A 12,138-nucleotide genomic window follows, 5' to 3' on the forward strand; every position below is an offset into this window, starting at 1 on the left:
TGACGCCCGCCCTCACTCGATGTTCTGCACCTGTTCGCGCATCTGCTCCACCAGCACCTTCATGTCGACCCCGATCCGGGTCATCTCGAGCGTGGCCGACTTGGAGCCCAGCGTGTTCGCCTCTCGGTGAAGCTCCTGGATTAGGAAATCGAGACGCTTGCCGATCTCGCCGCCCTTCTTCACCAGCCGCTCGATCTCGTCCAGGTGCGAGTCGAGCCGGGTCAGCTCTTCGGCGACATCGATGCGAATCGCGAAAGCGGTCGCTTCCGACAGCGCCCGGTCCTGGGCCGCCTCGGGCGCCGTGGCGCCGCCGCCCAGGCCCATGGCCTCCTGCCAGCGCTCCAGGAACCGGGTGCGCTGCTGCTCGACCAGCTTGGGCACCAGCGGCAGGGCCTGCGCCGCCAGCTTGCGCAGCTGGCCCAGGTGGTCCAGCAGCATCTTCGCCAGTCGCGCGCCTTCGCGCTCGCGGGCCGCCATCAGGGCTTTCACGGTCTTTTCGGTCAGCTCGGTCAGGTCCGGGCCCCAGTCGCCCCGGGGCGCCGAATCGCCGGCCGCCAGCCGCAACACGTCGGCCACGCTGAGGTCGCGGGCACTCGGCAGCCAGGACTTGATGGTGTCCTGCACCCCGTTGAGCCGCTGCAGGAGCTTGGGCGACGGGTCGGCGACGCCGGCGGTGGCGGTGTTCTCGATCGCCACCCGCAGCTCGACCTTGCCGCGTTTCAACTGCCCGGTGAGCAGCTCGCGCAGCGCCGGCTCGTGCTGGCGCAGTTCTTCGGGCAGCTTGAAGGTGAGGTCGAGGAATCGGCTGTTGACCGAGCGGATCTCGACCCCGAGGCGGCCCGCGGGCTGGGGCCTGGCTTCGGCGTCGGAGTGGCTGCCTGTGGGGCCGTTCTGGCCGCTGGCATAGCCGGTCATGCTGTAAACTGGCATCGCGCCTCGCTGTGGTTTGTTTGCGTTTCACCGAGGCCCGGCACCGCGTTCGCTTGCCGCACCATCGCCTTCGGGCGAAACTCCCGGATTATGTCAAAGGTCAAACCTTCGCCCCTGCTTCCCGACACGATGATCGGGGGCTACCGCGTCGTGCGACGGCTTTCCGCCGGCGGCTTCGGCGTCGTCTACCTGGCTGTCGACAACAGCGGCCAGCAGGTCGCCATCAAGGAATACCTGCCCTCGTCGCTGGCCACCCGCGGCACCGGCGAGCTCAATCCCCAGGTGCCGCCCGAGAAGCTCTCGCTCTACCGGCTCGGCCTCAAGAGCTTCTTCGAGGAAGGCCGCTCGCTGGCCCAGATCTCGCACGCCTCGGTGGTCAGCGTGCTCAACTTCTTCCGCGAGAACGAGACCGTCTACATGGTCATGAACTACCTGGAGGGTGCCACCCTGCAGGATTTCATCGTCACGGCCCGCGACCTCAAGAAGCAGAAAGTATTCAGGGAGTCGACCATCCGGTCGCTCTTCGACGAAATCCTGCGCGGCCTGCGCATCGTCCACCAGCACAAGATGCTGCACCTGGACATCAAGCCCGCCAACATCTTCGTCACCGACGACGACCGCGCCGTGATGATCGACTTCGGTGCCGCCCGCGAAGTGCTGTCCAAGGAGGGCAACTTCATCCGCCCGATGTACACCCCCGGCTTCGCGGCCCCCGAGATGTACCGGCGCGATTCGTCGATGGGCCCCTGGACCGACATCTATGCCATCGGCGCCTGCATCTACGCCTGCATGCAGGGCTACCCGCCCAACGACGCGCCCCAGCGCATCGAGAAAGACCGCCTGGGCCTGTCGCTGTCGCGGCTGCGCGGCATCTACTCCGACAACCTGATCGAGGTGGTCGAGTGGTGCATGTCGCTCGATCCGCTGTCGCGCCCGCAGTCGGTGTTCGCCCTGCAGAAAGAGCTCAGCCGCGAAGGCGAGCGTCGTTACACCAAGCTCACTGTCGGCGAGAAAGTAAGACTTTCCATCGACAACATGCGTTCATTCGAAAAGAAGGGCCTGCCCAAAGCAGCAGCGCCCACCACACGCCCCGCATGAAATTCTCGGTATTCCAGGTCAGCCGCAAAGGTGGCCGCCTCAAGAACGAAGACCGCATGGGCTACTGCTACACGCGGGAGTCCGGCCTCTTCGTGCTGGCCGACGGCATGGGCGGGCACCCCGAAGGCGAGGTCGCGGCCCAGCTGGCGCTGCAATCCATCGCCGCGCTCTACCAGCACGAGGCCCGGCCGATCGTCAAGGACGTCAAGGCCTTCCTGACCTCGGCGGTGATGGCCGCGCACCAGCAGATCATGCGTTACGCCGGCAACAAGGGCATGCTCGACACGCCCCGCACCACGGTGGTGGCGGCGGTCATCCAGGGCAACACCGCCACCTGGATCCACTGCGGCGATTCGCGCCTGTACGTGATCCGCGACGGCGAGCTGCTGACCCGCACCCGCGACCATTCGCATGCCGAGCGCCCGCGCGCCAATGCCGGCCCCGAGCCGGTCAACCGCAACCTGCTGCTGACCTGCCTGGGCTCGCCGACCACGCCGCTGTTCGACGTCTCGGCGCCGCTGCAGCTGCAGCGCGGCGACCGCATCATGCTGTGCTCCGACGGCGTCTGGGGCGTGCTCGACGACGGCGTCATCGTGCACATCCTGTCGTCCGGCAAGCCGGTGTCCGACTCGGCGCCCGACCTGGCCGAGATGGCGCTGCGCAACGGCGGCAGCCACAGCGACAACGTCACGCTCATCGCCCTCGAATGGGAGACCCCCGACGCGCCGGGCGAAAAGCGCGGCGTCTCCACCGACAGCATCAGCGACGGCGTGTTCGCCTCCACCATCCAGGCCGGCATGCCGTCCGACAGCGAGCTCGACGACCTCGACGACGACGCCATCGAGCGCTCGATCGCCGAGATCAACGAGGCGATCAAGCGCTCCGCAGCCCGCAAGGGCTGAACCGTTTCAATCTTTCCCTTTCCGTTCACCATGACAGTTTTCGTTCGAAGCGGCGGCCGTGCGGCCGACCAGCTGCGCCCCGTGCGCATCACCCGCGGCTACACCATCCACGCCGAGGGCTCGGTGCTGATCGAGTTCGGCCAGACCCGCGTGCTGTGCACCGCCTCGGTCGAAGAGAAGGTGCCGCCGCACAAGCGCGGCAGCGGCGAGGGCTGGGTCACGGCCGAATACGGCATGCTGCCCCGGGCCACCCACACCCGCAGCGACCGCGAAGCCGCCCGCGGCAAGCAGAGCGGCCGCACGCAGGAGATCCAGCGCCTCATCGGCCGCTCGATGCGCGCCGTGTTCAACCTGGCGGCGCTCGGCGAACGCACCATCCACCTCGACTGCGACGTGCTGCAGGCCGACGGCGGCACCCGCACCGCGGCCATCACCGGCGCCTTCGTGGCGGCGCAGGACGCGGTCAACAAGCTGCTGGCGGCCGGCAAGATCCAGGCGACGCCGATCCTCGGCCACGTGGCGGCCATCTCGGTCGGCATCGTGCAGGGCACGCCGCTGCTCGACCTCGAATACACCGAGGACTCGGCCTGCGACACCGACATGAACGTCGTCATGACCGGCGCCGGCCACTTCGTCGAAGTGCAGGGCACGGCCGAAGGCGCAGCCTTCTCGCGCGACGAGATGAACCAGCTGCTGGCCCTGGCCGAGAAGGGCATCGTCGAACTGACCGCGCTGCAGACGCAGGCCCTGGCCGCTTGAGCCAGCCGCGCCCCCTGGCGATGAAACTGGTTCTCGCATCCAACAACGCCGGCAAGCTGGCCGAACTGCAGGCGCTCTTCGCGCCGCTCGGCGTCGAGCTGGTGCGGCAGTCCGAGCTCGGCGTCGGCGAGGCCGACGAGCCCTTCCGCACCTTCGTCGAGAACGCGCTCGCCAAGGCCCGCCACGCGGCGGCCGCCACCGGCCTGCCGGCCATCGCCGACGATGCGGGCCTCTGCGTCGAGGCCTTCGGCGGCCTGCCGGGCGTCGACACCGCCTACTACGCCACCCAGTTCGGCTACGAGAAGGGCGACGCCAACAACGTGCGCGCGCTGCTCGAGCAGATGGACGGCGTGCACAACCGCCGCGCCGCGCTGGTCAGCACCCTGGTGGCGCTGCGCAGCGCCGACGACCCCGAGCCGCTGATCGCGGTCGGCCGCGCGCCGGGGGAGATCACGCGCGCGCCCATCGGCGACAACGGCTTCGGCTTCGACCCCGTGATGTTCCTGCCGCAGTTCGGCAAGACCTTTGCCCAGCTGCCGACCGACGTCAAGAACGCCAACAGCCATCGCGGCCAGGCCGCCCGCGCGATGCTGTCCCTGATGCGCGACCGCTGGCCCTTGTCGTGAGCGTGATGATCCCGATCGCCACCGGCGCCGAAGAGGCGGCCGAGGGCGCGGCCGGCGCCAACGACGTGCTGCACCTGATGCGCCCCGGCCCGCTGCAGCTGGCGGCACTGCCGCCGCTGTCGCTCTACGTGCATCTGCCGTGGTGCCTGCGCAAGTGCCCGTATTGCGACTTCAATTCGCACGAATGGCGTGCAAAAGGCGGCAACGCTGCCGATGAGGCCCTGCCCGAGCAACGCTACATCGACGCCCTGGTGGCCGACCTCGACGCCGCGCTGCCGCTGGTGTGGGGCCGCACGGTGCACACCATCTTCATCGGCGGCGGAACGCCGAGCCTGTTCTCGCCGGCCGCCATCGACCGCCTGATCGGCGACCTGCGCGCCCGCCTCAAGCTGGCGCCAGATTGCGAGATCAGCCTGGAGGCCAACCCCGGCACCTTCGAGCGCGACCGCTTCCGCGCCTTTCGGGCGGCCGGCGTCACGCGGCTGTCGGTGGGGGTGCAGAGCTTCGACGACGAGCATCTGAAGGCGCTCGGCCGCGTGCACGACCGCGCCCAAGCCATCGCCGCGGTGGAAGAGGCCGCGGCGGCCTTCGATACCTTCAACCTCGACCTGATGTATGCGCTGCCGGGCCAGACGCTGGAGGGCCTCGATGCCGACCTCGACCAGGCGCTGGCGCTGCAGCCGCCGCACCTGTCGGTGTATCACCTGACCATCGAGCCGAACACCTACTTCGCCAAGTTCCCGCCCGTGATCCCCGAGGACGACCTGGCTTACGACATGCTCGACCGCATCACCGAGCGAACGGCCGCCAGCGGACTCCGTCGATACGAGATATCGGCCTACGCGCGCGCGGGCCATGCCTGTGCTCACAATCTGAACTATTGGCAGTTCGGCGATTACCTCGGGATCGGCGCCGGTGCCCACAGCAAACTGACATTCGCGCACCGGGTGGTGCGCCAGGTGCGGTACCGGGAGCCGCGCCTGTACATGGACAACGCGATCGCCGGCCATGCAGTCGCCCAGAGCGACGAGGTCGGCATCGGGGCCTTGCCCTTCGAATACATGCTCAATGCCCTGCGGCTGAAGGATGGGTTTACGCTGGCGGAGTTCGGTGAACGCACCGGGCTGGCCATTACTTCCATCCAGCGCGGTCTTGAAGAGGCGGAGCGCAAGGGTTTGATACAAAGAGACCTCGCACGCGTCTGGCCGACGACGCGTGGATTCGACTTTTTGAGCGACCTGCAGTCCATCTTCCTGCCGGACTGAAAGGGGACAAAGCTATGGAACAGAACAACGACATCGACACCGAAGCGCTGGAATCGAGCGCCGCCGCAGCCATCAAGCGCCGGGCCCGCGGCCGGCCCAGCCCCGAGCAGGCGGCTGCGCTGCGCGAATCCTTTCTTGCAGCGGCCCTGGAGTCCTTCCTGGACAAGGGCTACTCGGCCACCAGCATCGAGGCCATCGCCCGCGAGGCCGGCGTGGCCAAGATCACCATCTACCGCCAGTTCGACAACAAGGAGGCGCTGTTCCGCGAGGTGGCGCACCGGGCCGTCAGCAACGCCCGCGAGACCATGCAGAACACGCTGGTGCACCGCGGCAGCGACGAGCGCCAGACCCTGATCGAACTGGTCGAGCGCATGTACCTGAGCGGCACCGAGCCCAAGACCCTGGCCCTCATGCGCCTGGTGATCGCCGAGGCGGTGCGCTTTCCGGAGCTGGCCAAGTCGCTCTATGCCGAGAACAGCTACGTGCTGGCGCCCGTGGTCGACTACCTGGCCGAGGCGCACCGCGCCGGCAAGCTGCACGTGCCGCAGCCCGAACTGTCGGCGGTGCAGCTGTCGATCCTGGCCTTCGGCGGGGTGCGCTTCTTCATCTCGAAGCCCCTGGCGGGCCCGGAGGAGCGGCGCGTGTGGGCCGAAGGCATCGTGGACCTGGTGCTGCGGGGCTGGGCGCCGGACTCGGCTGCTGCCGCGAAAGTGCCCCAGGGCTCAGACTAAAATCCCGACCCTGCCTTCCCGCGCGACGAAGGCAGTCCAGGAGAGTTGGGTGAGTGGTTTAAACCAGCAGTCTTGAAAACTGCCGACGGGCAACCGTCCGTGAGTTCGAATCTCACACTCTCCGCCAGCGATCGATGTCTCTCATCGACGCTCGGGCAGTTCGATATTTCGCCCCATCCGCCGCTAGCCGCCAGTGCACGCAACCGGCGTGGCGCGCCCCACGGCCCACGACGTGCGACCCTGCTCGATGAGCATCGTTTGGCGTCCGTTGGAGAACGTGGTCCCCGACTTTCCGATCGCAGGAAGATCGATGGCGGCCGCTCCGTCAACGGAGACCGAGGCGCTGTCTCCCATCAAGCGCACAGCCAGGCGCGTCCCATCGCAAACGTAGCTGCTGACTGGATAGGGATTGCCGACACCGATCGACGGACCTGGCGTCGGATGCTGGCAGGCGGCCAGTGTCCAGATGGCAATCATGCCGAAGATTGAACAAAGAAAGCGTTGCATCTTGCCCCTCGCAACGTCCGCCACGTCGTTCGGCGGAGTGATGCTCACTTGCTGAGTGGTTGGCACGACGGGCTCCTCGATTTCGATAGGATGAACCCTACACTGTCGAGTTGACACCGTCCAGTCACGCCAAGCGACGCGGCATTTGAAGAGCTGTAGCCCAAGGTCCCCGAGTTCCTCGTCGTGTACGTTGCCGGCGCGACCGCCGATGAGTCCGTGTGAGGCTTTCTGCTGGCATCTGACTGGTGGTCACACTCTCCGCCGGACCCTGCTGGGACAGCGCTGACTACAGCTGCCGCCTTGGCCCGCCGCCTGAACCAGGCCGGGACGCACCCATGCCCACTGTGGAGCGCGTCTCCGACGGCCTCTCCCCAAACCGCGCCCGGTACTGCGCCGCAAAGTGCCCCAGGTGCAGAAACCCGTACTTCTGCGCAACCTCGCGCACACCGCCATCGGAGGCGCCAGCCGCTGCCTGCAGTTCCGCCCGCACCCGGTCGAGCCTGAGTTCGCGCAGGAACTCCATCGGCCCCTGCCCCGCATGCTGCCGGAAGGCCACTTGCAAGGCCCGCGCGCTGCAGCCGACTTCGCGGCAGATGTCCGCCAGCGACAGCGGCTGCTCCGCATGCGCCGCCATGTATTCCTGCGCCTTGCGCACCACGCGCGGCAGCAGGCTGCGCTGCGCCTCGCCGGCCAGCGCGCGCGAATGGTTGTGGCCCGCCGACATCAGCAGGCTCGACATCAGGTATTCCTCGGCATGCTCGCCCAGGCGCCCGCCCGACTGCAGCGCGTTGCCCGCATCGAGCGTGAGCCGCAGGTAGTCGATGAAGTGCACCAGCGGCGCCAGCGCGGGGTTGTCCAGCGGCACGCCCAGGTCGAACACCAGCTGCTGCTTCACCGGCGCCTGCAGCAAGGATTCGAGCCGCGAGAGCAGGGCGGACCGGGCCAGCCGCACGATCAGGTGCGGGCTGTCGTCCGACCAGCGCATCGACAGCGGCTCGGTCGGCGAAGGCAGCGACGCCAGGCTGGGGGTCGCGTCCACCTGCTGCGCGCCGCAGCGGATCTCGGCCCCGCCGCGCAACGGAATCTGCAGCAGGAAGAAATCCTGCAGGTAGCCCGGGTCGATCTGCACCCCCGGCCCGTACTGCACGTAATTGAGGCTCACGTCCCGATGCAGCCGCGCACTGTGATGGCAGGCGTCGAGTTCGGTGCGCGGCCGCAGCATGACCAGCTTGTGCGGGCAGAACACGCGGGCCACGCTCTCGCGCGCCTCGTCCATGTCGTGGCTCTCGAAGAGTCGGTAGCGCTGCAGCGGCAGCCGTGAAGGGGTGGCGGTTTCCATGGGGCCAGGGCACCGTAGCAAAAACCGTCCCCGCCCACAATTCGGACCACCCCTTGGATGAAAGCTGCGCGCCACGGACAGCGCCTGCGTTTGCGGGACTCGCCACCGGCCTCCCTGCAAATAACGTTCGCTCCACAGGCCATCCCGGCCTGCCGATCAACCCAGGAGAGCAAGCGTCATGTTCAAGGGACTCGCGGGCAAGAGCGCCATCGTCACCGGTGGCTCCACACTGATAGGCGCCGGCGTGGTGCGTGCACTGCACGCGGCCGGCGTCAAGGTCGTCATCGCCGACATCGATGCCGACAACGGCCAGCCGCTGGCCGATTCGCTCGGCGCCGGCGCACGCTTCGTGCGCACCGACATCACCGACGACGCCCAGGTGCAGGCCTGCGTGGCGGAGGCGGCGGCACGGCACGGCGGCGTGCACTTCCTGGTCAACCTGGCCTGTTCCTATGTGGACGACGGCTTCAAGTCGCCGCGCGCCGACTGGCTGACCTCGTTCAACGTCAACGTGGCGAGCGCGGTCGCGATGCTGCAGGCGGTGCATCCGCACATGGTCGCGGCGGGCGGCGGGGCGGTGGTCAATTTCACCAGCATCTCGTCGCGCGTGGCGCAGACCGGGCGCTGGCTCTACCCGGTGAGCAAGGCGGCGATGGCGCAGCTCACCCGCAACATGGCGATGGACCTGGCGCCTGACCGCATCCGCGTCAACAGCGTGTCGCCGGGCTGGACCTGGTCGGCCGTGATGGACAAGCTCAGCGGCGGCGACCGCGCCAAGACCGATCGCGTGGCCGCGCCCTTCCATCTGCTCGGGCGCGTCGGCGACCCGAACGAAGTCGCGCAGGTGGTGCTGTTCCTGTGCTCGGACCACGCCAGCTTCGTGACCGGCTCCGACTACGCGGTGGACGGCGGCTACTCCGCCATGGGCCCCGAGCAGGCCGTGCCCGCCATTCCCAAGCTGATGGATTGACCCGATCAAGGAGACACGCAATGAAACGAATCGCCATCGTCGGCGCAGGCCAGTCGGGCCTGCAACTGGGACTGGGCCTGCTCGCTGCAGGCTACGAGGTCACGATGTACAGCAACCGGACAGGTGAGGACATCCAGCATGGCAAGGTCATGTCGAGCCAGTGCATGTTCGGCGCCTCGCTGCAGATCGAGCGCGACCTGGGCCTGGACCACTGGGCGAGCGATTGCCCCACGGTCGACGGCATCAGCCTCGCGGTGCCCCATCCCGAGCAGAAGGGCGCCAAGGCCATCGACTGGGCCGCGCGGCTGAACGCGAGCGCGCAGTCGGTCGACCAGCGCGTCAAGATCCCGGCCTGGATGAGCGAGTTCCAGAAGAAGGGCGGCGAACTCATCCTGAAGGACGCCGGCATCGACGACCTGGAAGCCTGCACCCGCAGCCACGACCTCACGCTGGTCGCCAGCGGCAAGGGCGAGATCTCGAAGCTCTTCGAGCGCGACGCCCACAAGTCCACCTACGACAAGCCGCAGCGCGCACTGGCGCTGACCTACGTGAAGGGCATGAAGCCGCGCCAGCCCTTCTCGGCCGTGTGCTTCAACCTGATCCCCGGCGTGGGCGAGTACTTCGTGTTCCCGGCGCTGACCACCACGGGCCCCTGCGAGATCATGGTGTTCGAAGGCGTGCCGGGCGGCCCGATGGATTGCTGGGCCGACGTGAAGACGCCGCAGGAGCACTTGGCGCGCAGCAAGTGGATCCTCGACACCTTCACGCCCTGGGAGGCCGAGCGCTGCCGCGACATCGAGCTGACCGACGACAACGGCATCCTCGCCGGCCGCTTCGCGCCGACCGTGCGCAAGCCGGTGGCGACCTTGCCATCGGGCCGCAAGGTGCTGGGCCTGGCCGACGTGGTGGTGCTCAACGACCCGATCACGGGCCAGGGCTCCAACAACGCGGCCAAGTGCGCCGACACCTACCTCAAGAGCATCCTCGCGCGCGGCGAGGGCGCGGCCGATGCGGCGTGGATGCAGCAGACCTTCGACCGCTACTGGTTCGGCTACGCACAGTGGGTCTCGCAGTGGACCAACATGCTGCTCGCACCGCCGCCGCCCCACGTGCTCAACCTGCTCGGCAGCGCCGGTGCGATACCGCCGCTGGCCAGCGCCTTCGTCAACGGCTTCGACGACCCGCGCACCTTCTTCCCGTGGTTCGCGGACCCGGCCGAGGCGGAGCGCTACATCGCAACCTGCGCCGCCGTCGCTTGAGCCGGAGCCCGGGCATGAAGCGACGCGTGGCCATCGTCGGCGCCGGACAGTCCGGCATGCAGCTCGCGCTCGGCCTGCAGCGCGCGGGGCACGAGGTGACGGTCTACTCGAACCGCACGGGGCAGGAGATCTTCGATGGCCCGGTGATGTCGAGCCAGTGCATGTTCGAGACCGCGCTGCAGACCGAGCGCGAACTGGCGCTCGACGGGTGGGCCGATGAATGCCCCATCGTGGAGGGCATCGGCATGGTGGTGCGCAGCCCCGAGGGCAGCAAGGCCATCGAATGGAGCGCGCGGCTCGACGGCCCTGCGCAGTCGGTCGACCAGCGGCTCAAGATCCCCGCCTGGATGGCCGAGTTCGAGCAGCGCGGCGGCCGGCTGCTGTTGCAGGACGTGGGGCTGGCCGAGCTCGAAGCCTGCGCCGCCACGCACGAGCTCGTGGTCGTCGCGAGCGGCAAGGGCGAGATCTCGCAACTGTTCGAGCGCGACGCCGAGCGCTCGCCCTTCGACCAGCCGCAGCGCGCACTGGCGCACACCTACGTGAAGGGCATGAAGCCCGCCCAGCCGTATTCGCGGGTGTGCTTCAACCTGATCCCCGGCGTGGGCGAGTACTTCGTCTTCCCGGCGTTGACCACCACGGGGCCGTGCGAGATCATGGTGTTCGAAGGCGTGCCCGGCGGCCCGATGGATTGCTGGGCCGACGTGAAGACCCCGCAGGAGCACCTGGCGCGCAGCAAGTGGATCCTCGACACCTTCCTGCCCTGGGAAGCCGAGCGCTGCGGCGACATCACGTTGACGGACGACAACGGCATCCTCGTGGGCCGCTTCGCACCGACGGTGCGCAAGCCCGTGGCGACGCTGCCGTCGGGGCGCAAGGTGCTGGGCCTGGCCGACGCGGTGGTGCTCAACGACCCGATCACCGGCCAGGGCTCCAACAACGCGGCCAAGGCCGCCGACATCTACCTGAAGCGGATCCTCGAACACGGCGATGCGGCCTTCGACGCCGCGTGGATGCAGCAGACCTTCGACCGCTACTGGGAAGGCTATGCCCGCTGGGCCACCGACTGGACCAACAGCCTGCTCGCGCCGCCGAAGCCGCATGTGCAGAAGCTGCTGCAGAGCGCCACCCACATGCCCGCTGTCGCGAGCACCCTCGTGAACGGTTTCGACGACCCGCGCGTCTTCGCGCCCTGGTGGTTCGATGCCGTCGAGGCCGACCGCTTCCTGGAGGCGAGGGCGCGCGAGGCGGCGGCCGACCGTTTCGACCGGCGCGACTTCCGCAAGGCGCTCGGCCAGTTCACCACCGGCGTGACCGTCATCACGACCCGCGGCATCGACGGCCGCCGCGTCGGCATGACCGCCAACTCGTTCTCGTCGGTCTCGCTCGACCCGCCGCTGGTGCTCTGGAGCCTGGCGCGGCAGGCGCCGAGCGTGGCCGACTTCACCGGCGCCAGTCATTTCGCGATCAACGTGCTGGCGGCGCACCAGCATCACCTGTCGCGCCAGTTCTCGACGCCCCAGCCGGACAAGTTCGGCGGCGTCGACTGCTGCGACGGCACGGCCGGCGTGCCGCTGCTGAATGGCGTCATCGCCCGCTTCATCTGCCGCAACGTGAGGCAATATGACGGCGGCGACCACCTCATCTTCATCGGCGAGGTCGAGCGCTACGACCGCTTCGACGGCGAGCCGCTGGTCTTTCACTCGGGCTACTACCAGGTGACGACACGACATCCGGAATGCGTGCAATGAGCGC

12 protein-coding genes, 1 tRNA gene and 1 pseudogene are annotated in these 12,138 nt (G+C 68.2%); 11 read left to right on the forward strand and 3 right to left on the reverse strand.

Annotated elements, in window-relative coordinates:
* Positions 1-12 precede the first annotated feature (12 nt).
* Positions 13-930 (reverse strand): YicC/YloC family endoribonuclease, encoded by a 918-nt coding sequence (locus QTI45_RS24005; RefSeq protein ID WP_286369920.1) that lies wholly within the window; start codon positions 928-930, stop codon positions 13-15.
* 90 nt (positions 931-1,020) lie between these two features.
* Here QTI45_RS24005 and QTI45_RS24010 point away from each other — a divergent pair, with 90 nt between their 5' ends.
* From QTI45_RS24010 to QTI45_RS24040, 7 genes are all read left to right on the forward strand, one after another.
* Positions 1,021-2,028: a serine/threonine protein kinase gene (locus QTI45_RS24010; protein WP_286369919.1), complete on the forward strand. Its 1,008-nt coding sequence runs from the start codon at positions 1,021-1,023 to the stop codon at positions 2,026-2,028.
* Positions 2,025-2,930: a PP2C family protein-serine/threonine phosphatase gene (locus QTI45_RS24015; RefSeq protein ID WP_286369918.1), complete on the forward strand. Its 906-nt coding sequence runs from the start codon at positions 2,025-2,027 to the stop codon at positions 2,928-2,930. Before QTI45_RS24010 ends, QTI45_RS24015 begins: the two co-directional genes overlap by 4 nt.
* A 30-nt stretch (positions 2,931-2,960) precedes the next feature.
* The gene (gene rph, locus QTI45_RS24020) at positions 2,961-3,689 is read left to right on the forward strand and encodes a ribonuclease PH (RefSeq protein ID WP_286369917.1); all 729 of its coding nucleotides are present in this window, start codon (positions 2,961-2,963) and stop codon (positions 3,687-3,689) included.
* 20 nt (positions 3,690-3,709) lie between these two features.
* A complete protein-coding gene (gene rdgB, locus QTI45_RS24025) occupies positions 3,710-4,315 on the forward strand; it encodes an RdgB/HAM1 family non-canonical purine NTP pyrophosphatase (RefSeq protein WP_286369916.1) in 606 nt (201 codons plus the stop codon).
* Between the two features lie 5 nt (positions 4,316-4,320).
* The gene (hemW, locus tag QTI45_RS24030) at positions 4,321-5,580 is read left to right on the forward strand and encodes a radical SAM family heme chaperone HemW (RefSeq protein WP_286656158.1); all 1,260 of its coding nucleotides are present in this window, start codon (positions 4,321-4,323) and stop codon (positions 5,578-5,580) included.
* Positions 5,581-5,594: 14 nt separating this feature from the next.
* Entirely contained in the window at positions 5,595-6,311 is a 717-nt protein-coding gene (locus tag QTI45_RS24035) for a TetR/AcrR family transcriptional regulator (protein ID WP_286656090.1), read from the forward strand.
* 39 nt (positions 6,312-6,350) lie between these two features.
* Positions 6,351-6,438 (forward strand) — tRNA-Ser (locus tag QTI45_RS24040).
* A gap of 56 nt (positions 6,439-6,494) precedes the next feature.
* On the opposite strand, the gene QTI45_RS24045 is transcribed toward QTI45_RS24040, so the two are convergent.
* Both QTI45_RS24045 and QTI45_RS24050 read right to left on the reverse strand, forming a co-directional pair.
* Positions 6,495-6,884 (reverse strand): hypothetical protein, encoded by a 390-nt coding sequence (locus tag QTI45_RS24045; protein WP_286656091.1) that lies wholly within the window; start codon positions 6,882-6,884, stop codon positions 6,495-6,497.
* 220 nt (positions 6,885-7,104) lie between these two features.
* Positions 7,105-8,157: an AraC family transcriptional regulator gene (locus QTI45_RS24050; RefSeq protein ID WP_286656092.1), complete on the reverse strand. Its 1,053-nt coding sequence runs from the start codon at positions 8,155-8,157 to the stop codon at positions 7,105-7,107.
* Between the two features lie 178 nt (positions 8,158-8,335).
* Here QTI45_RS24050 and QTI45_RS24055 point away from each other — a divergent pair, with 178 nt between their 5' ends.
* The 4 genes and pseudogenes from QTI45_RS24055 (at position 8,336) to QTI45_RS24070 (ending at position 12,134) form a co-directional block, all read left to right on the forward strand.
* Complete coding sequence (locus QTI45_RS24055) at positions 8,336-9,127, forward strand: SDR family oxidoreductase (RefSeq protein WP_286656093.1); 792 nt, start codon at positions 8,336-8,338, stop codon at positions 9,125-9,127.
* A gap of 20 nt (positions 9,128-9,147) precedes the next feature.
* Positions 9,148-10,386 carry a styrene monooxygenase/indole monooxygenase family protein gene (locus tag QTI45_RS24060; RefSeq protein ID WP_286656094.1) on the forward strand — a complete coding sequence of 413 codons (1,239 nt, stop codon included), beginning with the start codon at positions 9,148-9,150 and terminating at the stop codon, positions 10,384-10,386.
* Between the two features lie 14 nt (positions 10,387-10,400).
* Positions 10,401-11,636 (forward strand): annotated as a pseudogene (locus tag QTI45_RS35370) (styrene monooxygenase/indole monooxygenase family protein); the annotation flags it as partial.
* Entirely contained in the window at positions 11,610-12,134 is a 525-nt protein-coding gene (locus QTI45_RS24070) for a flavin reductase family protein (RefSeq protein ID WP_286370181.1), read from the forward strand. The pseudogene QTI45_RS35370 and the gene QTI45_RS24070, both read left to right, overlap by 27 nt.
* The last annotated feature ends 4 nt before the right edge of the window (positions 12,135-12,138 follow it).

This window comes from Variovorax saccharolyticus, from assembly GCF_030316765.1.
Classification (GTDB): Bacteria; Pseudomonadota; Gammaproteobacteria; order Burkholderiales; family Burkholderiaceae_C; genus Variovorax; species Variovorax saccharolyticus.

What these genes read in the sequence shown, in the direction of transcription:
- QTI45_RS24005 (WP_286369920.1), bottom strand. Translation starts at nt 930, where the DNA reads ATGCCAGTTTACAGCATGACCGGCTATGCCAGCGGCCAGAACGGCCCC.
- QTI45_RS24010 (WP_286369919.1), top strand. Translation starts at nt 1,021, where the DNA reads ATGTCAAAGGTCAAACCTTCGCCCCTGCTTCCCGACACGATGATCGGG.
- QTI45_RS24015 (WP_286369918.1), top strand. Translation starts at nt 2,025, where the DNA reads ATGAAATTCTCGGTATTCCAGGTCAGCCGCAAAGGTGGCCGCCTCAAG.
- rph (WP_286369917.1), top strand. Translation starts at nt 2,961, where the DNA reads ATGACAGTTTTCGTTCGAAGCGGCGGCCGTGCGGCCGACCAGCTGCGC.
- rdgB (WP_286369916.1), top strand. Translation starts at nt 3,710, where the DNA reads ATGAAACTGGTTCTCGCATCCAACAACGCCGGCAAGCTGGCCGAACTG.
- hemW (WP_286656158.1), top strand. Translation starts at nt 4,321, where the DNA reads ATGATCCCGATCGCCACCGGCGCCGAAGAGGCGGCCGAGGGCGCGGCC.
- QTI45_RS24035 (WP_286656090.1), top strand. Translation starts at nt 5,595, where the DNA reads ATGGAACAGAACAACGACATCGACACCGAAGCGCTGGAATCGAGCGCC.
- QTI45_RS24050 (WP_286656092.1), bottom strand. Translation starts at nt 8,157, where the DNA reads ATGGAAACCGCCACCCCTTCACGGCTGCCGCTGCAGCGCTACCGACTC.
- QTI45_RS24055 (WP_286656093.1), top strand. Translation starts at nt 8,336, where the DNA reads ATGTTCAAGGGACTCGCGGGCAAGAGCGCCATCGTCACCGGTGGCTCC.
- QTI45_RS24060 (WP_286656094.1), top strand. Translation starts at nt 9,148, where the DNA reads ATGAAACGAATCGCCATCGTCGGCGCAGGCCAGTCGGGCCTGCAACTG.